Source organism: Granulicella sp. L60, from assembly GCF_009765825.1.
GTDB lineage: Bacteria > Acidobacteriota > Terriglobia > Terriglobales > Acidobacteriaceae > Edaphobacter.
Genome location: NZ_LMUR01000020.1, coordinates 257,894 through 284,227, shown reverse-complemented (window position 1 = coordinate 284,227; position 26,334 = coordinate 257,894). Strand labels below are relative to the sequence as shown.

27 protein-coding genes, 1 other RNA gene and 1 pseudogene are annotated in these 26,334 nt (G+C 58.4%); 16 read left to right on the top strand and 13 right to left on the bottom strand.

What is annotated here, in order from left to right; genetic code table 11:
- Positions 1-609 precede the first annotated feature (609 nt).
- The 5 genes from GSQ82_RS19825 to ssrA all read left to right on the top strand — a co-directional run bounded on the left by GSQ82_RS19825 (position 610) and on the right by ssrA (position 3,933).
- The gene (locus GSQ82_RS19825; RefSeq protein ID WP_158794014.1) at positions 610-1,800 is read left to right on the top strand and encodes an HD domain-containing phosphohydrolase; all 1,191 of its coding nucleotides are present in this window, start codon (positions 610-612) and stop codon (positions 1,798-1,800) included.
- Positions 1,801-1,805: 5 nt separating this feature from the next.
- Positions 1,806-2,090 carry a 4a-hydroxytetrahydrobiopterin dehydratase gene (locus tag GSQ82_RS19820; protein ID WP_158794013.1) on the top strand — a complete coding sequence of 95 codons (285 nt, stop codon included), beginning with the start codon at positions 1,806-1,808 and terminating at the stop codon, positions 2,088-2,090.
- A 452-nt stretch (positions 2,091-2,542) separates the two neighbouring features.
- On the top strand, positions 2,543-2,980 hold the full coding sequence (locus GSQ82_RS19815) for a CYCXC family (seleno)protein (protein WP_254061794.1): 438 nt from the start codon (positions 2,543-2,545) through the stop codon (positions 2,978-2,980).
- A 93-nt stretch (positions 2,981-3,073) separates the two neighbouring features.
- On the top strand, positions 3,074-3,493 hold the full coding sequence (locus tag GSQ82_RS19810) for an EamA family transporter (protein WP_158794012.1): 420 nt from the start codon (positions 3,074-3,076) through the stop codon (positions 3,491-3,493).
- Between the two features lie 86 nt (positions 3,494-3,579).
- Positions 3,580-3,933: a transfer-messenger RNA gene (gene ssrA / locus GSQ82_RS19805) on the top strand.
- A 467-nt stretch (positions 3,934-4,400) separates the two neighbouring features.
- On the opposite strand, the gene GSQ82_RS19800 is transcribed toward ssrA, so the two are convergent.
- Positions 4,401-5,267 (bottom strand): alpha/beta fold hydrolase, encoded by an 867-nt coding sequence (locus tag GSQ82_RS19800; protein WP_254061793.1) that lies wholly within the window; start codon positions 5,265-5,267, stop codon positions 4,401-4,403.
- A 229-nt stretch (positions 5,268-5,496) separates the two neighbouring features.
- Here GSQ82_RS19800 and GSQ82_RS19795 point away from each other — a divergent pair, with 229 nt between their 5' ends.
- The 3 genes from GSQ82_RS19795 (at position 5,497) to GSQ82_RS19785 (ending at position 7,729) form a co-directional block, all read left to right on the top strand.
- Entirely contained in the window at positions 5,497-6,408 is a 912-nt protein-coding gene (locus tag GSQ82_RS19795) for a LysR family transcriptional regulator (RefSeq protein WP_158794011.1), read from the top strand.
- Between the two features lie 110 nt (positions 6,409-6,518).
- The gene (locus GSQ82_RS19790; protein ID WP_158794010.1) at positions 6,519-7,247 is read left to right on the top strand and encodes an SDR family NAD(P)-dependent oxidoreductase; all 729 of its coding nucleotides are present in this window, start codon (positions 6,519-6,521) and stop codon (positions 7,245-7,247) included.
- Positions 7,241-7,729, top strand: a complete 489-nt coding sequence (locus GSQ82_RS19785; RefSeq protein ID WP_158794009.1) for a RidA family protein — start codon at positions 7,241-7,243, stop codon at positions 7,727-7,729. Before GSQ82_RS19790 ends, GSQ82_RS19785 begins: the two co-directional genes overlap by 7 nt.
- Positions 7,730-7,929: 200 nt before the next feature.
- On the opposite strand, the gene GSQ82_RS19780 is transcribed toward GSQ82_RS19785, so the two are convergent.
- The gene (locus GSQ82_RS19780; protein ID WP_158794008.1) at positions 7,930-9,171 is read right to left on the bottom strand and encodes an MFS transporter; all 1,242 of its coding nucleotides are present in this window, start codon (positions 9,169-9,171) and stop codon (positions 7,930-7,932) included.
- A 226-nt stretch (positions 9,172-9,397) separates the two neighbouring features.
- On the opposite strand from GSQ82_RS19780, the gene GSQ82_RS19775 reads away from it, so the two are divergent.
- Together GSQ82_RS19775 and GSQ82_RS19770 are read left to right on the top strand one after the other, a co-directional pair.
- Entirely contained in the window at positions 9,398-10,180 is a 783-nt protein-coding gene (locus GSQ82_RS19775) for a hypothetical protein (RefSeq protein WP_158794007.1), read from the top strand.
- The gene (locus GSQ82_RS19770) at positions 10,170-10,964 is read left to right on the top strand and encodes a tetratricopeptide repeat protein (RefSeq protein WP_158794006.1); all 795 of its coding nucleotides are present in this window, start codon (positions 10,170-10,172) and stop codon (positions 10,962-10,964) included. The genes GSQ82_RS19775 and GSQ82_RS19770 overlap by 11 nt, the downstream gene beginning before the upstream one ends.
- A 58-nt stretch (positions 10,965-11,022) precedes the next feature.
- Here GSQ82_RS19770 and GSQ82_RS19765 read toward each other — a convergent pair whose 3' ends face one another.
- Genes GSQ82_RS19765 through GSQ82_RS19755 form a run of 3 tightly spaced genes read right to left on the bottom strand, consistent with a single transcriptional unit; the run spans position 11,023 to position 12,939 of the window.
- On the bottom strand, positions 11,023-11,319 hold the full coding sequence (locus tag GSQ82_RS19765) for a MoaD/ThiS family protein (RefSeq protein ID WP_158794005.1): 297 nt from the start codon (positions 11,317-11,319) through the stop codon (positions 11,023-11,025).
- Positions 11,316-12,431, bottom strand: a complete 1,116-nt coding sequence (locus GSQ82_RS19760; protein ID WP_158794004.1) for an exo-alpha-sialidase — start codon at positions 12,429-12,431, stop codon at positions 11,316-11,318. Before GSQ82_RS19760 ends, GSQ82_RS19765 begins: the two co-directional genes overlap by 4 nt.
- Before the next feature lie 46 nt (positions 12,432-12,477).
- Positions 12,478-12,939 carry a helix-turn-helix domain-containing protein gene (locus tag GSQ82_RS19755; RefSeq protein ID WP_254061792.1) on the bottom strand — a complete coding sequence of 154 codons (462 nt, stop codon included), beginning with the start codon at positions 12,937-12,939 and terminating at the stop codon, positions 12,478-12,480.
- Positions 12,940-13,133: 194 nt separating this feature from the next.
- Here GSQ82_RS19755 and GSQ82_RS19750 point away from each other — a divergent pair, with 194 nt between their 5' ends.
- On the top strand, positions 13,134-14,372 hold the full coding sequence (locus GSQ82_RS19750) for a NupC/NupG family nucleoside CNT transporter (RefSeq protein WP_158794002.1): 1,239 nt from the start codon (positions 13,134-13,136) through the stop codon (positions 14,370-14,372).
- Between the two features lie 45 nt (positions 14,373-14,417).
- Here GSQ82_RS19750 and GSQ82_RS19745 read toward each other — a convergent pair whose 3' ends face one another.
- The 4 genes from GSQ82_RS19745 to GSQ82_RS19730 form a co-directional block, all read right to left on the bottom strand.
- Positions 14,418-14,750 carry an Hpt domain-containing protein gene (locus GSQ82_RS19745; RefSeq protein WP_158794001.1) on the bottom strand — a complete coding sequence of 111 codons (333 nt, stop codon included), beginning with the start codon at positions 14,748-14,750 and terminating at the stop codon, positions 14,418-14,420.
- A gap of 116 nt (positions 14,751-14,866) precedes the next feature.
- Complete coding sequence (locus tag GSQ82_RS19740) at positions 14,867-15,241, bottom strand: response regulator (protein WP_158794000.1); 375 nt, start codon at positions 15,239-15,241, stop codon at positions 14,867-14,869.
- Positions 15,242-15,319: 78 nt separating this feature from the next.
- Positions 15,320-17,023 (bottom strand): response regulator, encoded by a 1,704-nt coding sequence (locus tag GSQ82_RS19735; RefSeq protein ID WP_158793999.1) that lies wholly within the window; start codon positions 17,021-17,023, stop codon positions 15,320-15,322.
- 284 nt (positions 17,024-17,307) lie between these two features.
- The gene (locus GSQ82_RS19730) at positions 17,308-18,375 is read right to left on the bottom strand and encodes a deoxyhypusine synthase (RefSeq protein ID WP_158793998.1); all 1,068 of its coding nucleotides are present in this window, start codon (positions 18,373-18,375) and stop codon (positions 17,308-17,310) included.
- Between the two features lie 273 nt (positions 18,376-18,648).
- On the opposite strand from GSQ82_RS19730, the gene pncB reads away from it, so the two are divergent.
- Positions 18,649-19,953 carry a nicotinate phosphoribosyltransferase gene (gene pncB / locus GSQ82_RS19725; protein ID WP_158793997.1) on the top strand — a complete coding sequence of 435 codons (1,305 nt, stop codon included), beginning with the start codon at positions 18,649-18,651 and terminating at the stop codon, positions 19,951-19,953.
- Between the two features lie 65 nt (positions 19,954-20,018).
- Positions 20,019-20,942 (top strand): S1/P1 nuclease, encoded by a 924-nt coding sequence (locus tag GSQ82_RS19720; RefSeq protein ID WP_158793996.1) that lies wholly within the window; start codon positions 20,019-20,021, stop codon positions 20,940-20,942.
- Positions 20,943-20,948: 6 nt separating this feature from the next.
- Here GSQ82_RS19720 and GSQ82_RS19715 read toward each other — a convergent pair whose 3' ends face one another.
- Entirely contained in the window at positions 20,949-21,512 is a 564-nt protein-coding gene (locus tag GSQ82_RS19715) for a DUF2062 domain-containing protein (RefSeq protein ID WP_254061791.1), read from the bottom strand.
- Between the two features lie 74 nt (positions 21,513-21,586).
- On the opposite strand from GSQ82_RS19715, the gene GSQ82_RS19710 reads away from it, so the two are divergent.
- The 3 genes from GSQ82_RS19710 (at position 21,587) to GSQ82_RS19700 (ending at position 24,120) form a co-directional block, all read left to right on the top strand.
- Positions 21,587-22,354 carry a 1-acyl-sn-glycerol-3-phosphate acyltransferase gene (locus tag GSQ82_RS19710; RefSeq protein WP_158793995.1) on the top strand — a complete coding sequence of 256 codons (768 nt, stop codon included), beginning with the start codon at positions 21,587-21,589 and terminating at the stop codon, positions 22,352-22,354.
- A gap of 132 nt (positions 22,355-22,486) precedes the next feature.
- Positions 22,487-23,299, top strand: coding sequence for a GNAT family N-acetyltransferase (locus GSQ82_RS19705; protein WP_158793994.1), 813 nt, complete (start codon positions 22,487-22,489; stop codon positions 23,297-23,299).
- 2 nt (positions 23,300-23,301) lie between these two features.
- Positions 23,302-24,120, top strand: coding sequence for a 1-acyl-sn-glycerol-3-phosphate acyltransferase (locus GSQ82_RS19700; protein WP_158793993.1), 819 nt, complete (start codon positions 23,302-23,304; stop codon positions 24,118-24,120).
- Here GSQ82_RS19700 and udk read toward each other — a convergent pair.
- The 3 genes and pseudogenes from udk to GSQ82_RS19685 form a co-directional block, all read right to left on the bottom strand.
- The gene (udk, locus tag GSQ82_RS19695) at positions 24,055-24,735 is read right to left on the bottom strand and encodes a uridine kinase (RefSeq protein ID WP_254061790.1); all 681 of its coding nucleotides are present in this window, start codon (positions 24,733-24,735) and stop codon (positions 24,055-24,057) included. The genes GSQ82_RS19700 and udk overlap by 66 nt on opposite strands.
- A 2-nt stretch (positions 24,736-24,737) precedes the next feature.
- Positions 24,738-25,643 carry a purine-nucleoside phosphorylase gene (locus GSQ82_RS19690; protein WP_158793992.1) on the bottom strand — a complete coding sequence of 302 codons (906 nt, stop codon included), beginning with the start codon at positions 25,641-25,643 and terminating at the stop codon, positions 24,738-24,740.
- Between the two features lie 68 nt (positions 25,644-25,711).
- A pseudogene (locus tag GSQ82_RS19685) lies at positions 25,712-26,334 on the bottom strand (hypothetical protein); the annotation flags it as partial.

The window sequence follows — 26,334 nt, the reverse complement described above, 5'->3', positions numbered from 1 at the left end:
TTTGACGTTTGCGCGGCAATCCCTCCCACAGTGTTTTGTCATCCCGTAGAGATCTGCTGTTGTTGCCGCTGTTGCTGTTGTTGCCGCTGCTGTTGTTTGCCCTTTTGGTTGTCATCCCGTAGGGATCTGCTTTTGCCTTTGCTTTTGCCTTGCAGCTAGGTACAGCGAGGCTTCAGCCTCGCGTCTCCCCCCGCCGCAAAGCGGCATCCACTCTGCCGAATGCCGGAACGAAAGGCGAAGCCGAAGCGACTAAATATTGCCGTCGCTTTTGCCGTTGCCTGTACTCCTTTCCTCCTGAACAAGCTCCACCGCGATATCTCCCCGCTTAAAAAGCGACCTCGAAAAATAAACCCAAAATCCATGGCGTACTTTTCGCCTCCCCAAAACCAACCCGCAGCCAACCACATCCACCACGCTAACCACCACAACTCACCAGCAAAAAACCATCCCAAAACTCCCACTTTTCCAAAACACCCTCCAAAAACACCCACAAACTCACCAATTCCTCACCCTCCACCACGCCCAACTTTTTTCGCAAAAAACTCCCCCCGCCGAACCCTCACCCAATCCTCCAAACCGCCGATAGAGTCACCAGAGACGGCGAAACCCATGCCACACGAACCCAGCCCACACCAACGCGGGCAAAAGGAACGCATCCTCGTCGTCGACGACGAAGAGACCGTACGAACCGTCGTAGCAGCCATGCTCGAACGCAGCGGCTACACCGCAACCATCGTCGCCAGCGCAGAAGACGCCATCACCCAGCTCCAGCAAGATCCCGACTACGACCTCATCCTCTCCGACGTCATGATGCCCGGCACCGACGGCCTCACGCTACTCGATCAGATCTGCCTCGACCACCCCGGCATGCCTGTCGTCATCTTCTCCGCAATTAACGACATCCACGTCGTCACCAATGCCTTCCGCCGCGGCGCAATCGACTACCTCCTCAAGCCATTCGTGTACTCCGAGCTGCAAAGCATCGTCATGCGTGCCCTCGAACACGGACGCCTCCGCAAACAAAACACCATCTACCGCCACAACCTCGAAGCCATCGTCTCCGCCAGAACCGGGCGTCTACGCTCCACCATGCAGGACCTCGAACGCAGCTACGACATCACGCTCGAAGCCATGGGCGCAGCCCTCGACCTACGCGATGAAGAGACTGAAGGCCACTCCAGACGCGTCACCGCCTACACCATCGTCCTCGCCCAGGCCATGGGTCTGGAGGACGAAGAGCTTCGCGTCATCGCTCGCGGAGCCTTCCTCCACGACATCGGCAAGATCGCCACGCCGGACAACATCCTCCTCAAACCAGGCAGATTAGACACAGAGGAGATGGCGATCATGCGGGAACATTGCCAGCGCGGCTACGAGATGGTCAGCAAGATTCCCTTCCTCCGCGAGGCCGCCGAGATCGTCTACAGCCACCAGGAGCAGTTCGACGGCAATGGTTACCCAAGAGGCCTGCAAGGCGAAGAGATCCCGCTTGGAGCCCGCATCTTCGCCATCGCCGACACCCTGGACGCGATCACCTCCGACCGCCCCTACCGCAGAGGAACGAGCTTCGCCGCCGCAGTGGCAGAGATCGTACGCTGCGCAGGAAGGCAGTTCGACCCCCGGATCGTCGAGGTCTTCTCCGCCATGCCCGAGGAGACATGGTCCAACCTTCGCGCCGAGTCCGAAAAGCTACCCCCAACAGCATCCTTGCTGACCCTCCGCCGTCTGAAGGAGTACGCCGAGCCGCCGAACAGGTTGCGCGGAGAGGACAGCCCAACTAGGATCGCAGACGCGAGGTAATTGACGTGAAGACAAAGTTGAACGACACCGAACTCAAGGAGCTTCTACCGACACTCCCGGAGTGGAGACTGCAGGATGGCAAGCTCGTCCGGGAGTGGACATTCAAGGATTTCGTTCAGGCAATGGCATTTGTGAATCGAATTGCAGAGATGGCAGAGGCCGCCGGACACCACCCTGACATCGACATCAGGTACAACCACGTTCTCCTCGGATTAGAGTCGCACGACGCCGGTGGGATCACAAAGCGAGATGCTGCCATGGCCGCCCAGATCAATCAGGGGTTCAAATAGCTCCTGTTTAAGGGTTTCTGGACGCCGGATTCTGATATTTAGAACAAGCAGCAATTTAGAAAACTGAATTCAATATTTATTTTTCCACCGCCTCAAAATGCGGAATATCTCTACAATCTATTGATAATAAACGCTTTTGCAAATAAAAAAGCACCGCATCCAAGCTCCTCAAATGTCTAGTTTCTATGATTGGACATATTTTCTCTTTTTCGCATCCACATTGTGGTATATTTCATTCATCGGCAGCGTGAGTCTTCGCCCGTAAAGTTTTTCAGCCGCAATACCGGCATCGGCTGATATAAGTTGCGTCACTGGCCTCCCGGCACGGACAAATCATCGTTCGTGCCGCCTTTTTTTTGTCCGGTGCAGCGCATCTCCGCCCTCAGACAAAAACCTCATTTATGTACCCTCTTCAGGCCTGCAGCCTGTTGGCAGGATTTATCATAAGGACCATGAAGCGACTGATTGGATGCATCGCATTAGGGCTCGTAACAATGGTGGCCTCCGCACAGTGGACCAACCCCTCGGAGGATATACCGGCCTACAACGCGAAAGCTCCGATAAAACCTCTGCCTCCGGTGCTTAGCGGCGATCAACTGACCGGGATCTACTTCACCCATCCATACCAGGTTGTCGCCTATAAGATGGCAGCGGCGCTCCCGTCAGTTCTCCACCAGCAGCCCTGCTACTGCCACTGTGACCGCCTGATGCGACACAACAGTCTTCATAGCTGCTTTGAGGGAACTCATGGCGCAACCTGCTCCACGTGCATGAAGGAAGCGATCTTCGCGTACGAACAGACGAAGAAGGGGAAGACGCCAGCACAGATCCGCGCAGCCATCGAACACGGCGATTGGCAAGATGTCGATCTCGAGAAGGCGACACTATAGCTTCTTTCGATTCAGTCTGAGCCACACTCCAATCCGCAAGGCTGCGTTTGCCAGCCCACAACAGGAAGCTTGGAGCGGCGTATCCTAGGAACTATGACCTGGCTCTTCTGGGCAATTCTCTCTGCTATATTTGCGGCGGCAACTGCGCTTTTGGCCAAGGTTGGAGTCACGGGTATTGACTCGAATCTTGCCACGGCCATTCGGACGACAGTAATCCTAGTATTCACGTGGGCAATCGCGATTGGCTTCGAAAAGCATCACGCACTCTCCCAGATTGGTCGACGGAGCTGGCTTTTCCTGGTGCTATCAGGCATCTGCACAGGACTTTCGTGGCTTTGCTACTTTCGGGCTCTTCAGATGGGACCTGCTTCTAGCGTCGCGCCGGTCGATAAACTGAGCGTCGTTCTTGTGATTCTGGGCGCCTGGTTATTTTTAGGAGAGCACCTGACTCCTCTAAAGATCGGCGGAGCGTCACTGATCACCATTGGCGCTGTCATCCTGGCCTTTGCGTGAGTATCCGATCTTCAAGAATTCGAGAAGAGTTATAATCGATTCAGTTCTTTGCAGCGCCCAATGCAATGTTGGTGCCAGCTCCAGATGGGGGCGTCACGGCTTCGACGGGATTGCTTGTGGCAGAGAGGCATGCCGGGGTGTGGACACCCGTAATCGCTCACAAAACTATAAGTGCCGAACCTCAGTTCGCTCTTGCTGCTTAATTAAATAAGTAGCCGATCGCTCAAGCTTCGCCTACGGGCCTGTACCGATCGTCGCACAGTAGGCTGGTCAAAGCTGTTCCGTCTGGACGGCAATGATGAGATCGATCAGACTGGTCGTCGCCGCGTCTTCGTCCGTTCTAAGCGTCGATGACGAGACAAAGATGAACGTGAAAAAGCATGAATGCTCTCTGTTGGAAGTTTTTTCGGACGTGGGTTCGACTCCCACCGCCTCCACCACTTCAATTGATTCAAGGTATCTTTACATTCTGATCAGAGGTAGATAAGTAACATCGCCTCATTGGCGATGCTGCTCATCTGTCTTCACTTCGGACAGGCGTCAATGAACCAATGCATCCGGGCCGACTACTTTCTCAGCGTTAGAAATCCTGGACGGCTGGTCGCGCCACGATCTCTTCAATCTCAACATTCATTCGCTTTCTCCATCGCGTATGCAATCGCTCGTGCGATGAAATCGGCCGGAATAGCGATCAGGTAAAACTCCTTGGCGCTCTGCGAAGCTTCAGCTCATGTCGATCGAACCCGGGGATAGAATCGCAACGCGCATATTGTCCTTGCGGGTCACCGAGACCACTGCTTGCACAGTCATGACAACAACTTCCCTTCAATGTTCTTGCTTATAGCGTCTCCTTATTGTCCGAGGAAGTCTTTCTCGGGCTGTTCTGCGGTTTGATCGGCTACAAGGACTATCTCTGTCCCTGCATAAACTTGTTCACGAGTTCTGCAATCTCGTCCGCTTTCGTATCCAACGCGAAGTGTCCAGCATCTAGGACATGCACTTCAGCCTTCGGCACATCCTTGCGGTAGCGCTCTGGCTCGCCAAGATCGAAGGACAGATCGTGCTTGCCCCAGATCACGAGAAGCCTTGGCTGATTCTTCTGCATCCATGCTTGCCATGTTGGATAGGCGTCCACATTGGTGCGGTAGTCATAGAAGAGATCGCTTTGTATCTGCGCCTGGCCCGGAGAGTTGAGGAAGTTGAACTCATCTGTCCAGAGATCAGGATCGTAGAGCTCAGTGTTTGGGTCGTCGCCTACGTGACGAGTCTTCGTAGCCGCAAGTGCCAGCAGATTCTCGCGCAAAGCTTCCTCATGCGCGGGGCGATCAGCCCAGAACGCGCGCCGTGTTGCCCACTTCGCTCCCAGCCCTTCGTTGTGTGCGACTGCATCCTGCACGATAAGGGACTGAACGCGTTCGGGATGTGACAGCACCATGCGGAATCCGACCGGGCCGCCATAGTCCTGCATGTACAGCGTGTACTTCGTGACTCCAAGCGCTTCGGTGAAGTGCGTCATGGTCGTCGCAATATGGTCGAAGATATAGCTGTACTGCGCCGGATCCGGCCAGTCGCTGTGGCCGAAGCCAGGATAATCCGGTGCGATGAGATGGTATCGCTCACCCAGGCGTGCGAAGAGCGGTTCGAACATTCGCGACGAAGAGGGGAGCCCGTGAAGAAGAAGAATCACTGGCGCATCTTTGGTGCCAGCTTCACGGTAGAAGATGTTCAGACCATCTACCTTGACGGTGCGGCAGTACACGGGATTCTGCGGCATGGCTTGATCCTTTCGTTGTGCCGGTAGTGTCATTGGCAAGGTCAGCAGAATTGCGAGTCGAACTACGCTTTGCATTGCTGTTTTTAGATAGGCCGTCGCTCTCCAAAGTGTCATTTGATTGTTAGTGTTGATAGTCATCCGCCTTCCTCTCGTACACTAATAGGATTCGACTTTATTCATATAAGTAGTGGTCGTATGTTCTAATCGATCGATAGGGAGTGACTATCAGATGGAACTGCGGCATCTCCGGTATTTCGCTGCAGTGGTGCAGTGGAAAGGGTATCGGGAGGCTTCGCGACATCTATACATCGCTCAGCCTTCCATTAGTCAGGCGGTCTCGGACCTGGAAAGCGAATTGGGCATCAAGCTCTTCTCACGCGAAGGCAGAGCCGCGCGGCTCACACCCGAAGGCGAGGCATTCTACGAGGAAGCGATCAAGACTCTGGCACAGGCGGCAAGATCCATTGCAACTGCGCAGCGGGCGGCCAAGGGAGAGATCGGCAGACTCGGTATCGGCTTTATGGGATTTTCCAGCTCTCCGTTTCTTCCGGGCCTTCTGCGAAAATATAAGGCTCGCTATCCGGGGGTCGCGCTGCGTCTCCTCGAAGATGTGCCTTACGGGCAGGATGCTGCGTTCGATCGCGGAGAGATTGATATTGGTTTCACGCGTCCGCCCTCCGCAGACCGGAGTCCGTTGTATCAGTCCTGCCTGCTTTTTCGCGAGCCATTAGTAGTCGCTCTTCCCAAGAGTCGCAAGGTGACAACAAAGCGCGTTCGTATCGCCGATCTCGCGGGTGAGCGTTTCGTTGTCTTTCAGCGTACGAGTTCGCCTGAGGTCTTCGACACCATTGTCCGCGTATGCAACGACAACGGGTTCTCCCCGCGTTTGCGTCATGAGCTGAACAATATGAACTCGGTGCTCGCTACGGTTGAGGCAGGTGAAGGAGTTGCCATCGTTACAGCCACGGCCAGCAATTTGCGCGCGGACAATATCTCCTTCTTTCGTCTACGGCCTGATAAGGTTCGGATCGACTTTGTCGCAGCATGGCAAAAAAAAGAGCCATCGGTCGCCCTGAAATCGTTTTTAGAGTTGCTGAATGAGGAGTTGCCTACGATTCGCCAGGTAATGAAATTTACTTAGCGATACTTCATACCTATCACACGATAGAAATTTACTACGAATCACTATCATTAATGCCAACATCTCTTCTGTGTACGACGGCATGTCCGTCGCAGCCAAGGAGGCTGGAAATGGTAAGCAAACAGAAAACAATCATCGTAACGGGTGCTTCGCAAGGTATCGGCGCAGGCATAGTGCAATCCTTTCTCGATCGCGGATATAACGTGGTCGCGAACTCGCGCAACATCAGCAAGTCCGAAGCGTTCAAAGCGTCGGACAAACTCGCGCTCGTGGACGGCAATATCGGCGAGAGTGCGGTGGCCACTAAAATTGTCGAGACTGCTATCACGAAGTTCGGCTCGATCGACGGGCTGGTGAATAACGCCGGCATCTTCTTCACGAAGCCATTCACGGAGTACACCGCTGAAGACTTCAAGGCACTTTCTTCGGTCAACCTCGAAGGCTTCCTCTACGTAACGCAGGGTGCGGTGAAGCAGATGCTTGCGCAGAAGTCTGGAGGCAGCGTGGTGAGCATTACGACTTCGATGGTAGTGAATCCGATCGCGGGCATCACGGCTTCGGTCCCGATGATCACCAAGGGCGGTATTGAGGCAATTACGCGCAGTCTGGCAAGCGAATACGCGAAGGAGCACATCCGTTTCAACGCCGTCGCGCCTGGCGTCGTCGATACACCGATGCACGCTACTAATCCAAAGGACTTCCTCAAGACCCTCTCGCCGATGGGCACGATTTCGAGCGTGGAGGACATTGTGGACGCAGTCGTCTATCTGACAGAAGCTCGCAACATCACGGGGGAGGTGCTGCACGTGGACGGCGGTGCGCACTCCGGCAAATGGTAAGCCAACGGGCTTCACAGCCGGGAGGCGCGGAGCACCGGCTGCTGGAACTCGGCATCGATCTCACACCCGCGCCCACTCCATTCGGTGCTTATGTAGAAAGCGTCCAGACAGGCAACCTGCTATACCTCAGCGGCATGCTTCCCGCGGTCGGACACGAACCAAAGTTCGTGGGCCGGCTGGGGAAGGAGTTCGATGTCGAACAGGGCCGCGAGGCCGCTCATATCGCAACGCTCAACGTGCTCTCCACCGTAAGAAAACACCTGGGGTCCCTCGACAAGGTGACCAAGGTGGTGAAGCTGGCGGTTTACCTTGCGACGGAAGGAGATTTCCGCGCACATCCGAAAGTAGCAGATGCTGCGTCGGAGCTGCTTCGCGATGTATTTGGAGCCGACAAGCTTCCAGTTCGCATAGTACTTGGCGTCGCGAGCCTGCCGCTCGGAATGCCGGTAGAGCTTGAGGTCGTACTCGAAGTCAAAGGGTGAGGCTTTCACTTACAAAAATCGTGTAATGCGCAGCATGAAGTTATGAGGTTACAAGGCGACGGCTGAGAATGTTCCCAGCCGTCGCCTGTATGCCGAACTCTAGCCAACCTGGTGGATGGTTGTCATTCGGGGAAGGTCTATCTCTTACGCGTGCGAAAGCTCCAGAAGACGGTTCCCGATAGCCTGACAACTCTCTGAGGCTATGCCTTCTCAGGCGCAGGACGGAAAGTGGCATCCTGTTTGACCAAAAGAAAATAGAGCGAGATCGCCACCAGGGACAGGCCTGCTGCTGTCAGAACCTTTGAGACGCCGAAGATAGGAATCATCTTGCCGATCACGAGTGCGCCCAAGGGAATTCCTGCGCGAAAGGCAAGGTTATAGACGCTCATGACCCGACCGCGCATGGCATCGGTAGAGATGAGTTGGGCGAGCGAGAGCATGAACGAGGCTGAAGCCATGATGGCTGCGCCAGCCATGAACATCAGCATGCAAGAGAGAGGGAGCCAGTGGGAGAGCGCAAAGGCCGAGATGATGAAACCCAATAGGACGAGAATCATGAGTGTCAGGCGGCCCTGTCCCTTCATCTTCTCGACGGCAGCTACAGAGAGCGCTCCGACGATCGATCCTGCACCCGAGCAGACAAGCAGAAGGGTATAGGTCTCCGGGCCTTTGTGGAAGATGGTGCGAACGAACACGGGAAGGAAGCTGTTGATGGAGAAGCCGAAGAGGGTGGTGCAGAAGGCGAGGATGACGAGGGCGCTCATGCCGTCGCGACATCGTATGAACTGGATGCCTTCCTTCATGCTGTGAAGAACAGACTCGGTGGACTTCGCGGGAACGAACTTCACATGAATCATGAAGAGCGAGATAATGACGGCGATATAGGATATGCCGTTAAGAGTGAAGCACCACGTAGCGCCGAGCGTGGTGTAGGCCAGGCCGCCAATGGTAGGGCCGATGATGCGCGCGAGGTTGAACTGAATGGAGTTCATCGCAATAGCGTTCGAGAGATCTTCAGCGTCCACCAGTGTCGGTAGAAGAGCAGAGTAGGCGGGGCCGCCAAAGGACTGGCCGACTCCAACGAAGAACGAGAGGCCGAGGATATGCCAGACCTTGACAGTATGTGTTACGAAGAGCAGCGCGAGTAAGAAAGCGCAGACCATCTGGATGTACTGCGAGGCAAGCAGCATCTTGCGGCGATCCAAGCGATCGGCGAAGACTCCACCGAAGAGCGAGAACATCATGATGGGAAGCTGGCCGAGGAAGAGGTCGAGGCCGAGGTAGAAGGCGTCCTTGGTAAGGTCGTATACGAGCCAGCTTTGCGCAAACTGCTGGACAAAAGTACCAATGGTGGAGACGCAGGCTCCGGTCCACATCAAGCGAAAGTCGCGATAGCGGAAGGCTCTGAAGATACGTGCTAGGAACTTAGGGTCGCGCTGCATTGAGACGTAAGGCTTTCCGCGGTGGCTAATTAAGAGTATCAGTTACTGAGTCGTCCAGGGATGAATGACCGGACAGATGAGAAGTCGCGACTCCAGATTCCAGGTGTGCACTCTTCGAGGCGGCTATAAGAAGTGCCCACGGAGGTTGATTTCGCGCAAGAGCCGCACTACCTGCGGGAAGCGAAACTCCGCTCCGATAAACTAGAACTTGCTACACGGAAAGCACATGCCAGCCGAAATCATCCTCCAGCAAACCCCGGACGACGCCGCTCTGCTCGACAAGCGTGAGCAACTTGCCGCCGTCCGCACCATACTCGCCGAGCGCGAATCGGAACTCGCCCAGATCCGCGCCCAGCTCAAGACCTTCGAAGGCCGTTACCTACGCCAGGTTGGCATCCTCTACGCCGAGCTCGACGCTCTCGAAGCCCGCATCGCCGAGCGCGAAGTCGATCTCTACGACTCCGACTCCGCCCGCCGCCGAGCCGAAGAGACCCGCCAGCGTGCGCAGGAGACCCACGACGCCGCATTTGGCGAGGCCCACGAAGCCGAAGAGTTCGATCCACCCCCCAGCCTCAAAACCCTCTTCCGCGAGGTCGCCAAGCGCATTCACCCCGATTTCGCGCGCGACGACGCCGAACAGAAGCACTTCACCCTCCTGATGGCCCGCGCCAATCACGCCTACAGCTGCGGCGACACCGAGACCTTGCAGCGCCTCCTCGACGATCACCACGAGATCAACGCCTCCATCGCCGGCGAAGGCGCCGCCGCCGAACTTCTCCGTATCACGCGCCAGATCCAGCACGCCGAGCGCGACATCGCCACCCTCGACGCCGAGCGGCACACGCTGCTCGACGGCGACATCGCGCAACTGCACCTCGACGCCGAAGCCGCCGCCCGTGAACATCGCGACCTCCTCACCGAACTCGCCACCGGCCTCCGCGAGCAGATCGCCGATGCCAAGCGCCGCTTCGAGCTCATCGACCGTCAGATCGGTGCCCATGGAAGATAAGCTGGCCAAACAAGGCCTCCAGCACATCCCAACCTGCAGCGCGCTGTCTCTCCACTCCTCCACGCGCTCCAGCATCATCGCCCGCGGCCGCCGAGACGCCGCCAACGCAGCCTCGAACCCCCACTACCGGCAAGCCGTCACCGACTACAACGCCAGCAATTTCTCCGCAGCCGCAGCCAACTTCCAACTCGCCGCCGAGCAAGGCCACGCCGAGTCGCAGTACCTCCTCAGCACCATGTACGACGCTGGCCAGGGCCTGCCGCAGGACGACACCCAGGCCACCCACTGGGAGCGCAAAGCCGCCGAGCAGGGCCACGCCTACGCGCAGGCTAATCTCAGCTTCCGCTTCTACGCGGCAAACAACTTTCCTGAAGCCTTCGCATGGTGCCAGCGAGCCGCCTACAGTAACCTACCCTGGGCGCAGTACAACCTCGGCCTCATGTATCGCAAAGGAGAAGGAATTCCGCAAAGCAACGCCGAAGCTGCCTACTGGTATCGCCTCGCCGCCGCCCAGGACTTCCCCGAAGCCCAGCAGAAGCTCGCCGACCTCTACTACACCGGCCAGGGCGTCCCGCTCGACTACACGCAAGCCGCCGCGTGGTATCGCAAGGCCGCCGAGCACGGCAACGCCGACGCCCAGTTTCATCTCGGCCACCTCTACGCCATCGGCCAGGGCGTCGAGCACGACTACACCCAATCCCGCCACTGGACTCGTCAGGCCGCCCTGCAGGGCCACGAGCAGGCGATCCGCGAACTCAAGCGCCGCGAGTACCGCGATCCATAGCCGCGTCCGTCAGCACTTGCTGATAGTCAGCGCCGAGCCCACTAGCGACGTATACCGGCTACCCGCCCGCCACAGCTCCGATCACCAGCAGAGGCTCCTCGCCCCTCACCACCGCCTCCGGCAGCAAAGCATCCATGGACTCATGCGATACATCACTCCCACACGCAAAGAATCTCAAAAACGGCCTACGCTGCTTCGTAACATGATCGCGGATCGTTCCACACAGCATAGGAAAATCAACCTCGAGTGCATCAAGAACAGCCCGCACAGTAGCCTGCTCGCCAACCTCAACCTTCACCTCTCCACTCACGCACGCAAGCGTACGCAGGTGCGCCGGCAACTCCACACGAATCATGGCAGCGTCTGCACCTCCACCGACAGGACGCCCGGCAGGTCTTGCACTATCGCCTTCCAGCTCTCACCCGCATCCGCCGACACATACACCTGCCCACCCGTCGTGCCAAAATAAACTCCGCACGCATCCAGCGAATCCACCGCCATGGCATCGCGCAGCACATTCACATAGCAGTTCCGCTGTGGCAACCCCTTGGTCAACGGCTCCCACTCGTTGCCGCCGGTCTTACTGCGATACACCCTCAACTGCCCATCCAGCGGAAAGTGCTCCGAGTCGCTCTTGATCGGCACCACGAAGATAGTCTCCGGCTCATGCGCATGCACGTCGATCGCGAAGCCGAAGTCCGTCGGAAGATTCCCGCTCACCTCCCGCCATGAATCTCCCGCATCGTCGCTCCGCATCACGTCCCAGTGCTTCTGCATAAACAGAACGCCTGGCCGCGAAGGATGCATCGCGATGTGATGCACGCAGTGTCCCACCTCCGCCGCAGGATCCGGAATAAACTCCGATCTCAGCCCCTTGTTGATAGGCCGCCACGTCTTTCCGCCGTCATCGGTTCGAAACGCACCCGCCGCCGAGATCGCGATAAACATCCTCTCCGGATCGCTCGGATCGAGCAGGATCGTATGCAGACACATCCCGCCCGCGCCCGGCTGCCAGTGCGGTCCCGAACCATGCCCTCGCAGTCCTGAAAGCTCAGTCCAACTCTGCCCCCCATCACTGGATCGGAACAGAGCTGCATCCTCCACTCCCGCATACACCTCATCCACATCCGTCAGCGAAGGCTCCAGATGCCACACCCGTTTGAACTCCCACGGATGCGCTGTGCCGTCATACCACTGGTGCGTCCCCGGCACGCCGTCATACAGAAACTTGTTTCCCGCCGTCTCCCACGTCTTCCCACCATCGTTCGACCGCGGAATGACCTGCCCAAACCACCCACTCGACTGCGACGCATACACCCGATCGGGGTCCACCGGCGACCCCTTAATGTGGTAAATCTCCCAACCCGCAAAGTGAGGCTCACTCACCTCCCACGCGTCCCTCTTCCCATCCGACGTCAGTACAAACGCGCCCTTCCGCGTTCCAACCAGCACTCGAACTCGACTCATATACAGTTCCTCCCTCTTTTTTATTCCATCTCTCTCCCGAACAAACCTAGCCCGCTCTCCTCTTCGTCTCCATACGACCGTCGCTTTCAAACTTCGGCAGCACCGGCGTCGGATCGCGATCCCTCCATCGCCGCCTCACCTCCGCCAGCACCTCATCCCGATTCTTCGCCATATTCTCCATCACAGCGCACGGAGCAGCCGTCTTCTCGTTCCGCGCTCCCCACAGCAGCAGTTCCAGCAACACCGGCGCAAGGTCGATTCCCTTCTCCGTCAACCTGTAGTTGACCCTCCGCCCGTCCGTCTCCTCCGCCTCCGCCGTGATAATTCCGCTCGCCTCCAGCCTCTGCAGCCGGTCGGAGAGAATATTCGTGGCAATGCCCTCGCCCGACTCCTGAAACTCCTTGAACCGTCGATATCCCCGCACCATCAAATCGCGTACGATCAGCAGCGACCAGCGATCCCCGAACACCTCCAGCGAGATGCTTACCGGACAAAGTGATCGCCTCACCAACTTCGTCTTCTCCGTCACGCACGCCACAATATCAATCTAACTTGCAATTTGCAAGCGAATAAATCCAACTCCGACCTCTCAAACTCAACTCACTCGACGTCACAGACGGAAGCAAGCCTAGGCTCCTTCAGCTCCAACCATTACACTCAAACCCAAGCCTTCACATCGCACCCATCAGCAGGAGAAAGTCTTTGGCACGTTTCACCGGTCTTCTCGGACTCATCACCTTTCTCGGCCTCGCCTACGCCTTCTCCACCGACCGCCGCGCCATCCGCTGGCGCACCGTTCTTTGGGGCCTCGGGCTCCAGATCCTCTTCGCCTTTCTCGTTATCAAGTGGAACGCCGGCCAGCGCATCCTCCACAGCATCTCCTCGGTCATCACCTCGCTCCTCGGCCACTCCGTCGACGGCTCCTCGCTCGTCTTCGGCCCCCTCGGCACCCCCGGCAGCCCCCTCGCCGTCCTCGCCTTCGCCGTCCTCCCCACCATCATCTTCGTCAGCGCCTTCTTCGCCATCATGTATCACATCGGTCTCATGCAGCACATCATCCGCATCGTCGCCTGGATCATGCAGCGCACCATGGGCACCAGCGGGGCCGAGTCCACCAACGTCGCCGCCAGCATCTTCATGGGCCAGACCGAAGCCCCCCTCACCATCCGCCCCTTCCTCGCCGGAGCCACCCGCTCCGAGCTCATGGTCATCATGACCTCCGGCATGGCCCACGTCTCCGGCGGCATTATGGCCGCCTACATCAGCTTCGGCATCAACGCGCAAGACCTGCTCTCCGCCGTCATCATGACCGCACCCGGCACCATCCTCATCGCAAAGATGCTCGTCCCCGAGACCGAAGTTCCCGCCACCGCCGGCACCGTCCACATGCCGCCCAACGAGGAGCACAAGAACGAAAACTTCGTCGCCGCTATCGCCCGCGGCACCATCGACGGCGGTCAGCTCGCCTTCAACGTCGCCATCATGCTCATCAGCTTCGTCGCCCTCGTCGGCCTCGCCAACGCCATCATGCTCGGCATCTCCAACTTCGTCTGGGCACACGGCCACATCCCCTTCCCCCACTCCCTCAACGCCATCCTCGGCGTCATCGGAGCCCCTGTCGCTTGGCTTATCGGCATCCCCTGGCACGACGCCCGCACCATCGGCAATCTCCTCGGCACCCGCACCATGATTAACGAGTTCGTCGCCTTCACCCAGCTAGGCGCCATCAAAAATCAGCTCCCGGCCAGCACCTTCTCCATCGCCACATTTGCTCTCTGCGGATTCGCAAACGTCGGCTCCATCGGTATGCAGATCGGCGGCATCGGAGCCCTCGTCCCCAACCGCCGCAACGACCTCGCCCAGCTGGGCCTCCGCGCTATGCTCGCCGGAACCATGGCCAACCTCATGTCCGCCAGCATCGTCTCCATGCTCATCAAATAAGCAGTAACAGCCCTCCGAATCAGATCCTCGGACTGAACCATCTATCTACAGGGCTGAGGCCAGGGCTCGGCGAAGTGCAACCGTAAGGCTGGAGAAACGACCAAGCCCCACACGGTCAGCATCCTTGAGGATCTGCTCGATCTCCCTGGCAATCTGCGTCCCCTGCTCGTAGCCAAACATCCCCAGAGAGCCCGAGAGCTTATGCGCAATATCCCTCGCCTCCTCCCGCTTAGCCTCGTCCAGCCTGCCAGACGCCGCTTCACCCGCAGCCCGATCGAGAAGATCGAGGCGCTCATGCAGCGTAGGAAGATTCTTTCGCCAGAGTTTGACGAGCAGGTCATCGATCTTAGCGTTTTTAGCGTTGTCGGCTTTGTTCATCGGCACAAAACTCCCAGCGGAACCTCTTGCGATGATCTAAAACGCGGGAAGCGTGCGCTGCATGAAAATGTAGTCTAACTGCGTCTGCGCGACCCGGGGTATCGAACGCGACAGGGCTAATCCTTCCAGCCCAGGACGTCCGCGATCTGCTGGGAGAGTGTCAGTGGATCAAATGGTTTGAAGAGTATTCCCGCCAGGCCGAGTCCCGCAAATCGGCGCTGGTCGACCCCCTGCACCTTGGCAGTCAGCAGCAACACAGGAATATGAGCGATCTCCGGCATCTGTTGCATACTGCGAAAGGTGGTGGGGCCATCGACTCCAGGCATCATCACGTCCATCAGGATCGCGTCAGGCTGCTCAGCTGCCGCAACCGTCATACCCTCAGCTCCAGAGCTAGCAGTGAGGATCTTCCAACCCGCCGTCGCCTCCAGAGAAAGAGCAGCAACCTCGCGAATATCGTCTTCGTCGTCGATGATAAGAACAGATCGCATAAGCGAAGCTATTCTCTCACGCGATGAGAAGAAGGGAAAATTTGCCTGTTAGCTTTGTTTCAAAAGAGATAACCAGGTTCAGGCGGTAGGGCCAGCCGTGGCGAGGTCCGAAAACTTGCTCCGGATCCGTTGGACCATCGAGAGAACCAGCTCCTCGACCTCCTGCGGCTGCACCTTCGCCTTGGTTAGGAACTCGGTCGGCCCAAGACGAAGCTTGGCCATCTCGCTCTCCGAGATCTCTCGCCCAGAGTAGACAACCAATGGCAGGGTGCGCAGCGTAGGCTGCTGGCGAAGCCACTCAACCAGCGAGAATCCATCGCCATCGGGAAGCGTGAGATCGAGGATCAGCAGATCGGGAGGCCGCGTAATGCACTGCCGGATCGCCTGCTGACGGCTCGAGGCATGGTCGATGTGCACCGCCGCATCCTGGAAGCTGGCGGTCAATACCGCGGCCAGATCTTCGTCGTCCTCGACAAGCAGAACGTAAGCCGGTCCATCGCCGTGATGCAGCACGCGGCCCAGTTCGGCAAAGAGCAGATTTTCATTGAACGGCTTCTGCACCCACCCCTGCGCATCGCCGGTAAGCTGCGGGCGCAGCGTGGAAGAGAGCACGCTAAGCACAACCACAGGAATATTCGCCGTAACCGGATTGTTCCGAAGCCGCTGCAACGTCTCCCATCCGCTCAGTCCCGGCATATACAGGTCCAGCAGGATCGCCTCAACCTGGTGCTCCGAGGCAAGTATGAGAGCCTGTTCGCCGGAGTTGGCCTCGATGACCGTGTATCCCTGACGTGTCAGGTGCTCGCTCACTACCGTGCGAATCCCGGCATCGTCATCGCAGACCATGATCGCCCCTTCGCCGCGCGGAGGAAGCGTAGTCGGAAGCGAGACGTCGGTCGAACGCGTCGTGCGTGGAAGCATGACGTAGATCGTGGTGCCAGGTCCAAGATTGCGCTGCGCCCAGATCGATCCGCTGTGTTGCTGCACGATGCTGCGGCAGATCGCCAGCCCAAGCCCGGTGCCACCCTTCTGTCGCGCATCCGACGGTTCCACCTGTTGGAAGCGGTCGAAGATGCTGTCGAGCTTGTCCGACGGAATCCCGCGCCCCTCGTCGACAACCTTAAGCAAAATAGAGTCGGAGGTCGCCTCCGTGTGAATGCGAACCGTCGAAGCAACCGGCGAAAACTTGACCGCATTCGAGATGAGATTGGTAAGCACCTGCAGCATGCGGTCGGCGTCACCGTCAAAGAAAAGAGACTCCGGATAGGCCGCCTGCGCCACAGTAGAAGCTTCAAGCGCAAGATGAACCGTATTCGCATCAGCCATCGGCGTCATCGTCTCAATCGCCTGCTGGGCAAGATCGCGCAGAGAGCAGCGGCGGATCTGCAGCGGAGCCCGGCCGGACTCCATACGCTCCAGGTCGAGAATGTCATTGATAAGGCGAATCAGGCGATCCGTGTTCGTAACAGCGATGCGCAGCAAGTTAAGCGCCTTCGCGTCCACATCGCCGATGATGCCCGAGGAGAGAAGACCCAACGCTCCCCGAATGCTCGTGAGCGGTGTACGCAGCTCATGCGAGACCGTAGAGATGAACTCGTCCTTCAGGGTGTCGAGTTCAGAACGATGTGTAAGCTGGAGAGTGTGCTGTTGATGCTGCTCGCGCGCAAGCGTCAACTGCTCCGTTAGCTCTCGCGTAGTTCGCTGCGCGCGCAGAAAAGCGAAGAGTAGAACGGCCGAGGTAGTGAACAGAGAAAGAAAACCAAGTATAGAAAGAATATGCATTATTTGCCGGTAATCCTATGGTAACTTCTCGTCTGTCTGATGGTAACCCATTTAATCTTGGACGCAGGTACTACTATCGGATCAACTGTCCGCCATACCATTACTTGGTACTAAGCCGAATTTCTCTTATCACCGTGAGAATGACAGAAAATAAGTTGCAGCGGCAATAACACCTATGTGGGTTATCCCCGATGACAACATTGCAGTAAAAGCACTTAGCAGACCTGATTCAGCAAAAAGGCCGCCTTTCCATAGGAAAGACGGCCCTTTCCTGCAAATAGCACCTATGCCGTAACGGCGACCCGATCGAGAATCGTGGCCCACTTTTTTCCTGTACGCGCTGCATGCGCTTTCTTGTGGAAGGCATATCCGGTAACCAGCGGGAGGGCGAGCGTAGCCTCGGAGTACACCATCTGCTCGTAGGTCAGATCGACCTTCCCCCAGCTGCTCGCCTCTTTAAGAGTAGAACCGGAGAGCGCACCATCGCGAGCGTCCGCCACCGTGATCTGAATCGCATACTTATGCATCGACGCCTCAACCCCAAGGATGTCCGCCGCCACAACGATATCCTGCGCGAAGTTCTTAGGAACGCCGCCACCGATCATCAGCAAGCCTGTAGTCGGGTTGGCAATCTTCAGCTGCGTAATCTCGTAGAAGTCCTTCGCGGAATCGATCGACACCATCGGCTTGCCCTGCCGAGCATGCTGGTGCGCAACCAGGCCGAACCCAGCCGAGCAATCCGAGAACGCCGGGCAGAAGATCGGCACGTTCTTTTCATACGCCGCAAGCACGATCGAATCGCGTCCGCCAGCCGCCGGCGTCTTGCCGTTCTTGCTCAGGTAAGCGCCCATCTCGCGGATGAACTCACGCGAGCTATGGGGACGCGGCTCCAGCGAGTTCGTGATCTGGTGCGTCGTCTCGTCGCAGATGCGAAGCTCTTCCTCATCGATGAACGTGTCGTAGATGCGGTCGATCATCAGTTCGCGAAGATCCGCGTCACCCGCACCATACTTGTACTCGTCGCCCGCCACATAGTGGTTAAACCCAAGCGCCTCAAAGAAGTCCTGATCGACGATGTTTGCGCCGGTCGAAACCACAGCGTCCACCATGTTGTTGCGGATCAGGTCGACGAAGATCTTCTGCAGACCTGCCGAAATAAGAGATCCGGCCAGGCACAGGATCACGCCGCACTCCGTGTCGCGAAGCATCATGTCGTAGATGTTGGCGGCGCGGGCAGTATCACGCGCAGAGTAAGCCATCTGCGCCATCGCGTCGACCAGGGGAACGACGTTGTGCTGCTTGATGTCGAGGTGCTGAATAGGGCGGTCGAGGAGTTCTTTTTTCGTAGGCATATCCTTTACAGGATATCAATGTTCGGAGCTGGAATGGCGCGGGAATGATGAATTTTGCAAGGAAATGAGGACGGCCACCTGCTCCCTCACCCCAAACGATCCAGAAGAAACAAAGCTAAAAGCCAAAGGCAACAGGAGCTTTGCATAAAAAATATGTCCCGATGCCAGACCCACTTGTCATACTCTCTTGAAGATGAGCCTTCGCAACTCCGCTTCCCCAGGCCAGCAACACCTTATAAAAGAAAAAAGAAGAAAACACGAGGCGTAACCAACGTGAACGTGAACTTTGCCGAACGCGCGCACAACCATAACTGGAAGCTCGATCCCATCGTTCGCTCCCTGCTGGATACCGACTTCTACAAGCTGCTCATGCTGCAGTTCATCTGGAAGAACTTCCCCAAAATCCACGTCACCTCCGAGGTCACCAACCGAACCGTCTCCGTCAGGCTCGCCGAGCAGATCTCCGCAGCCATGCTCATCGACCAGATGGAGCACGTCCGCGGTCTGCGCTTTCGCCGGTCGGAGCTCATCTGGCTGGCCGGAAATACCTTCTACGGCACGCGAAGCATCTTCGAGCCCGGCTTCCTCGAGTGGCTGGAGAAAGACTTCCGCCTCTCGGACTACACCGTCACCGAACACGACGGACAGCTCATCGTGCGCTTCTCCGGCCTCTGGACCGAGGTGACCATGTGGGAGGTCTACGGCCTCGCGCTCGTCAGCGAGATGAAGACCCGAGCCGCGCTAAGCACGTTGAACGAGCTGGAGCTCGATGTCCTCTACGCCCGCGCCAAGACCAAGCTATGGGAGAAGGTCGAGCGCCTCCGCGAAGTTCCCGACGTCAGAATCTCCGAGTTCGGAACCCGTCGCCGCCACAGCTTCCTCTGGCAGGAGTACGTCGTCCAGGTCATGCGCGTAGCCCTCGGCGCCAGCCTCTCCGGAACCTCAAACACCTCCCTCGCCTACAAGCACGACCTCGAGGCCATGGGCACCAACGCCCACGAGCTGCCCATGGCGATGGCCGCTCTGGCCAACGGCGACGAGGACCTCCACCAGTCGCAGTATCGTGTGCTCGAGCTCTGGCAGAAGAGCTACGGTGGAGAGCTTCTCATCATGCTCCCCGATACATTCGGCACCACGCAGTTTCTGCAGGGCGCACCGGACTGGGTAGCGGACTGGACCGGGCAGCGCTGCGACAGCAAAGACCCCTTCGTAGCCGGAGACGAGTACATCGCGTGGCTTCAGTCCAGAGGCCGCGACGCCGCAAAGAAGCGCCTTATCGCCTCCGACGGCCTCGACGTCGACGACATCCTTCGCCTGCACGAATACTTCCACGGACGCATCCGCTTCAGCGCAGGCTGGGGAACCCTGTTGACCAATGACTTTCGTGGCTGCCATCCGCGCGGCGAGACCAGCCTCGAACCGATCAGCCTCGTATGCAAGCTGATGACCGTCGAGGGTCGCCCAGCCGTGAAGCTATCGGACAACGCCCGCAAAGCAACCGGCCCATTAGAAGAGATCGCACGCTATCGCAGAGTCTTCGGAAGCGTCGCCGTACAAGGCTCGCTTGTAACCGTATGACAATCACCTGAACGTTATACTTTTGCATGATGAGCACGAAGAGCCTAAAGAGCACGAACAGATGGATGGGTGCGGTACGAATTGCGGCAGCGGTGACTCTCCTGCCGGTGATGCTGGTTCAGCAGGGCGCGGCCTGGGGTAGAGACGGACACGCGATGATCAACCGCCTCGCCGGCGCTGCCCTGCCCGCCGATGTGCCGGAGTTTCTGCGGTCGCACGAGGCCTTGGATGCCCTGGAATACTACGGCCCCGAGCCGGATCGGTGGAAGTCCCCCCTTGAGCCGGAACTCGGAGCCGCAGGCTCACCGGAGCACTTCATCGACATGGAGTACGCCGATCTCATAGGCGAACTCCCCAGAAAGCGATACGACTACGTGCGCGCCCTCGCCTTCGCGCAAAAGTCCCACCCCGACCTCGCGCTCACACCGGAAAAAGTTGGACTCCAGCCCTACGTCACCGTCGAGGTCTGGCAGCGCCTGAAGAGCGCAATGCGCGACTACCGAAAGCTAAAAGAAGACCACAAAGACACCAAGCCCTCCGAGTGCGAGATCGTCTTTCTCGCCGGGTGGCTAGGCCACTATGTCGCTGACGGATCGCAGCCTCTGCACACCACCATCCAGTACAACGGATGGACCGGCCCCAACCCCAACGGATACACGACGGAGCACAAGATCCACGCTCAATTCGAGTCGACCTTCGTATCAGCAAATGTGAAGCCGTCCGATGTGGCGCCACTCATCGCTCCCCGGCCAACCATCCTTGGCGACATATTCACCGACTATATGGCCTACCTTCGCCACTCCAACTCGCTGGTCGAAAAGACCTACCAACTGGAGAAGACCGGAGCCTTCGCCGGTACCGGAACGCCGGACGGCAAGGCATTCGTCGATGAGCGTCTCGCCGCCGGAGCGACCGAGCTACGCGACATGATCTACACCGCATGGATCAAGAGCGCCGAACCGCTTCCGCCATCGAAGTGGGCAGACTAGCCAACTCTACTTCAGCGGCTGCGTCGTCGAAGACAGCACCGGATACTGATGCCGTTCCACCCGCTTGAGCAGCCTGCGGAGGAACGGCGTCAGTCCCAGCGCAATCACCGGAACAGCCACCACGGCGACGATGGCCCACAGCAGAAAAGCGTGCCACTCCCACAGCCACAGTTGGCGTGTCAGCGCAACAGGACTCTCGCGTGCAGCACGAAGCAGTTGCTGCGCCGAGAGCGGCATCGGCGCCGTGTGAAAGACCCGGCTGGCCACGCGTATAAACGGGATGACCAGAATAATCTCCAGCGGATACACCACATGATTCCCAAGCTGCGACGCCGCAATATTGAGCCTCAGCACGAACGCGACCGCAAGGCACAGAACCGTCGTACTCCCGAGAATAGGATTGATCCCAATAAGCAGCCCCACGGCGATACTCCACGCCAGCTTCTCCGGCGAAGCCCCCATCCGCAGAAGCGCCAGAACAGGAAGTGCGACCCGGCGATAGAGCCAGTTGTGGTGGACACCATGGGCACCCGGAAGAATGGCGTCTGGATTTGATTCGCTCGGCTGCACAGAGAACAGGATAGACTGCGCATCGAAGGACTGTGCGGCGCAATCATGCGAAAGATAGACGAGGTTTCAATCTGGTGAACTTTTTTCGGGCGGTGGGACGCAGCATTCAACTGGTAGGAATGTTTATCGTCGCCGGCACAGAGCTGGCCATAACCAGACCGGCCACACGCGAGCAGCGAGCCGATTGGCTCCATCGATTCTGCGCGCGCGCCCTGCGAGGCATGGGCATCCAGATCACCGTAGAAGGAACCTATCCGGAGCGCGGAGCTCTCATCTCAAACCACCTCAGCTACCTCGATATCGTCGTTTACGCCGCCCTCCATCCCTGCGTCTTTGTTTCGAAAGAAGAGATTCGCTCCTGGCCCGTCGTGGGCTGGATGACAACCATGTCGGGCACCGTATACGTCGCGCGCGGGCACGGCGGCTCAGCGCTGAAAGCACGAAAAGGTATGCAGGAAGCTCTAAACGCAGGCCTGCCCGTAGTCTTCTTTCCCGAAGGAACAACCAGCAACGGAACCGGCCTTCTAAAATTCCACAGCGGCCTTCTGGGTCAGGTCATGGAAGGTGGCGCAACCGTGACCGCAGCCTACCTGCACTACACGATGGACCCAAAAGAAAATGCCGGAAAGACCGTCTCGGACGACGTCTGCTACTGGGGCGACCGCAACATGCTCAGCCACATCTTCACATTCCTCGGCCTGCGCGGAGTTCGCGCCGAAGTTAGATTCGCCGAGCGTCCCATCGTCTTCTCCAGCGATGTGCTTCACAGGAAACAAGCTGCAACCGAGGCCCACGCCGAAGTAGAAGCTCTCGGCCACCGCGTAGCCGCAAGGGTAGGGTAAACACATTGGTGCACCTTTTTTTGTTCAACAAATGTTCACGTAACGTGAACACCCAGTAACAGAAGACCACGCAGACTGACATCGAAAGCAACTGACCAACGCTCGAAACTTAGAGCGCTGCAAGGAGAGTCGATGCTCACAGCAAGCGAGTCGCCGTCTGTCGCACTTCTGCCCAATCGAGCGCTTTCACCGCAGTTACCGTCGAAGAAAGATATTCGACTGGAAGCTGGAAACTACGTGGCACGCCTTGCATTGACCGAGAGTGAACGCGCCCTGGCCTATCGGTTGCGCTTCATCGTCTTCAACCTCGAGATGAACGAAGGTCTGGAGTCAGCCTATGTAGACGGCTTCGACAAGGACCACTTCGACGACGTCTGCGACCACCTCATCGTGGAAGATCGAGCCACTGGCGCAATCGTCGGCACCTACCGCATGCAGATGGGCGATGTCGCCGCAAGCTACTTCGGCTACTACAGCGAGCAGGAGTTCTGCTTCGCCCCCTACGAAGCCATGCGCAGCCAGATCGTCGAACTCGGCCGCGCCTGCATCCATCGCGAACACCGCTCCCCCGAGGTCCTGCATCTGCTATGGCGCGGCATCGCCCGCTATGCGCTGGTCAACGGCGGCCGCTACATGATGGGATGCTGCTCGCTCACCTCGCAGGACATCGACGAAGGCCACGCCGTCTACGAATCCCTTCGCAACTGCATGGTAGAAGACGCGCTGCTGACCATAGCAACCCCGGCCTTCGTACTGCCAGCCCCAACACAGAAAATGCCGGAGGTTCGCGCTCCAAAACTACTGCGCGCCTACCTCACCATCGGCGCGAAGATCTGCAGCCAGCCCGCGATTGACCGCGACTTTAGAACCATCGACTTCCTCACCCTGCTCGATCTCCAAGCTCTGCACCCTCGCATGGCAAAGAGATTTCTCGAGGGATCGTAAGCGTGAACGCGGCCTGGTCTTTTGTGCGGTCGATTCTGCGCAGCACGCTGTTCGTCGCACTGTTGCTCGCAGCCGCAGTAGATTGCAAGATCCGTCGTCCACGTGTCGGCGCAGAGGGCGCAATCTGGATTCACGGCTGGTGCAGGCGCATCGTCAAAGCACTCGGCTTCGTCTGCAACGTCGAAGGCCGCATCCCCACAGCCGGCGCCGTCGTCTCCAACCACCTAAGCTATCTCGACATCCTGCTCTACAGCTCCATTCAACCATTTGTCATGATCGCCAAAACAGAAGTCCGAAGCTGGCCTATCCTCGGCTGGCTCACCGCGCAAGCCGGAACCGTCTACGTGGAGCGCGGCGGCGGCCCAAAGACCCATCCAGCCGTAAATGCAGCCATGGCGGAGGCATACCACAGCGGCCTGCCCGTCCTCTTCTTCCCCGAAGGCACCACAACAGACGGCGCATCCGTCCTGCCCTTTCGCCGCGGCCTCTTCCACTCCATCCTGAACAACCAAGTCCCGCTCAGAGTCGCCGCACTCCAATACACCCTGCCCGACTGTTTCACCAACCGCGAAGCCACTGTAGCAAACGACGTCTGCTGGTGGGGCGATGCCCAGTTCACCCCTCACATCTTCCGCCTTCTCGGACTGAGCAAACTTCACGCCAGCATTCACTTCGGCGAAGAGACCACCGCCCGCGCAGATCGCTTCATCCTCTCCGAGACCGCCCACGCCACCGTCGCGCAGATGTACGAAGAACTAAGCCGAACCTCCCTCGCGACCGTTCCGCTGGAGAGCGACGCCAGCCTGGCGGAGGCGCTGTAGCACCTGCTCTACCGACCAGTCCAGAGCATCTGTGCCCTCAACGGTTACAGAAGCATGCACCGCCGACGGCAGCACATACAGCTCAGCCATCGGCCTTGCCGTAGCCTCAAACTGCGCACGCACACTCTCTTCTGTTCTGCCGCGCTCCCGCATATCCCGATAGATACGCCGATTCAGACAAATCTGATTGGGAGCATTAACATAAACGCTGAAGTCATAGAGCGCCCGCAACGGCTCATAGTGAAGCGCAAGAATCCCTTCCACAATAACGACGTCAGCCGCAGTCATCGTCTCCGTCCGGCCAACAACCCGAGTATGTGAAGCAAAGTCGTAGATCGGACATTCGATCGTCTGGCATTCAGCAAGCGCGGCAACGTGCTCCACCAGCAGCGTGTGCTCAATCGAATCCGGATCGTCGAAGTTTTCAAGCGCCCGGTCGGCCGCCGCCAGATGGCCGAGATCGCGATAGTAAAAATCCAGCGGCAGAAGCGTCGCATGAAACTGCGCTGCAAGCTCGCGAGCCAGCGTAGTCTTACCTGAACCGGAGCACCCGGCAATCCCCAGAATAAAGGGCCGCCGCGGCAAAGAGAGCTGTTGAGGAATTGTTTCAGTCACAGTTACGATTTGTTCTCAGCGCCTTTCGCAGACTCAGCACTACCCCGAAAGACAATCTGTGGCACCAACGCCGTCAGCAGGCAGGTGAACTGTTTTTCCACCCTGCGTCCGATCTCCATCACCTCTTCATGATCGATCTGATCGGCCGTATCCCGCCCAAACGCCGGAACCCCGGCAGCCATGTTCGTCACCAGCGACAGACCCAGCACCTCAAGCCCCATATGCCGTGCAACGATGACCTCATGCACGGTCGACATGCCCACCAGATCAGCGCCCAGCGTCCGGAAGGCGCGAATCTCCGCAGGTGTCTCAAAGCTCGGCCCGAGCACCGCAAGATAGACACCCTCGGTAAGCAGAAACTCCTGCCGCACCGCCTCCTCTATCGCCAGCGTCCGCAGACGAAGCGAGTAAGCGTCCGACATATCGAAGAACCGCTGCCCCCCACCTGCGACCACGCTAAAGCGAGGCTCGTTCGGACCAAGCGCAGCGTTAGTCCCAGTCAAGTTGATGTGATCCGAGATCGCCACAATCGAACCCTGCGCCAGCGAGCTGCGTATACCTCCCGCAGCATTCGTCACCACCAGCGTCCGGCAGCCCAGCAGCCCGAGAACACGCGTAGGAAACGTCACCTGGTTCATATCGTAGCCCTCATACGCATGGACGCGCCCCTGCATCACCGCAACCGCCACCCCACCAATATGACCCAGCACCAGGTGACCCGAGTGCCCCACCACAGTCGACTGCGGAAAGTGCGGAATATCGCCGTACGGAATCCGCACCGCACCCTCCACATGCGTGGCAAAGTTCCCCAGCCCCGACCCGAGAATAATTCCCACCGCAGGCTGAACCGAACTCTTGCCGCGAATAAAGCTTGCCGCCGATTGCGCCTTACTGAATACGTCGATCATCGTCGTCCCTGCTCCAGAGTGTCTGCGGTCTGTTTAACAGTGTAGCGACTCCGCAGCCATTGAGCGCCTCAGTTGCACCCAAGCACAGTCCACACGCCCGCCACCGTTCCGCTCGACCCCGTCACATCGAAGTCCACAAAGTTTCCCGCCGGCACCGTCACACTCCCCGTCACCGTACACGACGTCCCGCTAGCCACCGAGCAGCTCAGCGTCGTATCCGCCATACTCCCCGGAGTTCCCTGCCGCAGCGCCACCTTCACCGTATTCGACTGGTCCGAAAACACGCTCAGCGTCGTCGCCGTGCATCCCGCAGGCACCCACGTCAGCACCGGCTGCGTCTCCGTCGCGGCTCCCGTCGAACTATTCACCGAATAGAACTCCGCATTGAACGACACCCCGTGATACATCGAAGCAAACGGAATCCCACTCGTCCCCCCTCCCCCGCCGCCACCACCGCCCGTCCCACTCGCCCCAGCCGCGCCCTGCGGAATCACAAAATTCAACACTGCCGCCCCCGCCGTCCCGCTGTTGGTCACCGAAGCCGACGACCCCGCAGCCCCCGTCGTCACCGTCCCCACACTCACATTCGCCGCAACACCCGCCGGTCCCGTAGCACCCGCAGCCCCATTCTGCGCCAGCAGCGCCCACACCCCAGGCGACACATCCGGCTCCGCCCCCAGCGAGCTCGCCG

What these genes read in the sequence shown, in the direction of transcription:
- GSQ82_RS19825 (WP_158794014.1), top strand. Translation starts at nt 610, where the DNA reads ATGCCACACGAACCCAGCCCACACCAACGCGGGCAAAAGGAACGCATC.
- GSQ82_RS19815 (WP_254061794.1), top strand. Translation starts at nt 2,543, where the DNA reads ATGAAGCGACTGATTGGATGCATCGCATTAGGGCTCGTAACAATGGTG.
- GSQ82_RS19810 (WP_158794012.1), top strand. Translation starts at nt 3,074, where the DNA reads ATGACCTGGCTCTTCTGGGCAATTCTCTCTGCTATATTTGCGGCGGCA.
- GSQ82_RS19800 (WP_254061793.1), bottom strand. Translation starts at nt 5,267, where the DNA reads ATGCCGCAGAATCCCGTGTACTGCCGCACCGTCAAGGTAGATGGTCTG.
- GSQ82_RS19795 (WP_158794011.1), top strand. Translation starts at nt 5,497, where the DNA reads ATGGAACTGCGGCATCTCCGGTATTTCGCTGCAGTGGTGCAGTGGAAA.
- GSQ82_RS19790 (WP_158794010.1), top strand. Translation starts at nt 6,519, where the DNA reads ATGGTAAGCAAACAGAAAACAATCATCGTAACGGGTGCTTCGCAAGGT.
- GSQ82_RS19785 (WP_158794009.1), top strand. Translation starts at nt 7,241, where the DNA reads ATGGTAAGCCAACGGGCTTCACAGCCGGGAGGCGCGGAGCACCGGCTG.
- GSQ82_RS19780 (WP_158794008.1), bottom strand. Translation starts at nt 9,171, where the DNA reads ATGCAGCGCGACCCTAAGTTCCTAGCACGTATCTTCAGAGCCTTCCGC.
- GSQ82_RS19775 (WP_158794007.1), top strand. Translation starts at nt 9,398, where the DNA reads ATGCCAGCCGAAATCATCCTCCAGCAAACCCCGGACGACGCCGCTCTG.
- GSQ82_RS19770 (WP_158794006.1), top strand. Translation starts at nt 10,170, where the DNA reads ATGGAAGATAAGCTGGCCAAACAAGGCCTCCAGCACATCCCAACCTGC.
- GSQ82_RS19765 (WP_158794005.1), bottom strand. Translation starts at nt 11,319, where the DNA reads ATGATTCGTGTGGAGTTGCCGGCGCACCTGCGTACGCTTGCGTGCGTG.
- GSQ82_RS19760 (WP_158794004.1), bottom strand. Translation starts at nt 12,431, where the DNA reads ATGAGTCGAGTTCGAGTGCTGGTTGGAACGCGGAAGGGCGCGTTTGTA.
- GSQ82_RS19745 (WP_158794001.1), bottom strand. Translation starts at nt 14,750, where the DNA reads ATGAACAAAGCCGACAACGCTAAAAACGCTAAGATCGATGACCTGCTC.
- GSQ82_RS19740 (WP_158794000.1), bottom strand. Translation starts at nt 15,241, where the DNA reads ATGCGATCTGTTCTTATCATCGACGACGAAGACGATATTCGCGAGGTT.
- GSQ82_RS19735 (WP_158793999.1), bottom strand. Translation starts at nt 17,023, where the DNA reads ATGCATATTCTTTCTATACTTGGTTTTCTTTCTCTGTTCACTACCTCG.
- GSQ82_RS19730 (WP_158793998.1), bottom strand. Translation starts at nt 18,375, where the DNA reads ATGCCTACGAAAAAAGAACTCCTCGACCGCCCTATTCAGCACCTCGAC.
- GSQ82_RS19720 (WP_158793996.1), top strand. Translation starts at nt 20,019, where the DNA reads ATGGGTGCGGTACGAATTGCGGCAGCGGTGACTCTCCTGCCGGTGATG.
- GSQ82_RS19705 (WP_158793994.1), top strand. Translation starts at nt 22,487, where the DNA reads ATGCTCACAGCAAGCGAGTCGCCGTCTGTCGCACTTCTGCCCAATCGA.
- GSQ82_RS19690 (WP_158793992.1), bottom strand. Translation starts at nt 25,643, where the DNA reads ATGATCGACGTATTCAGTAAGGCGCAATCGGCGGCAAGCTTTATTCGC.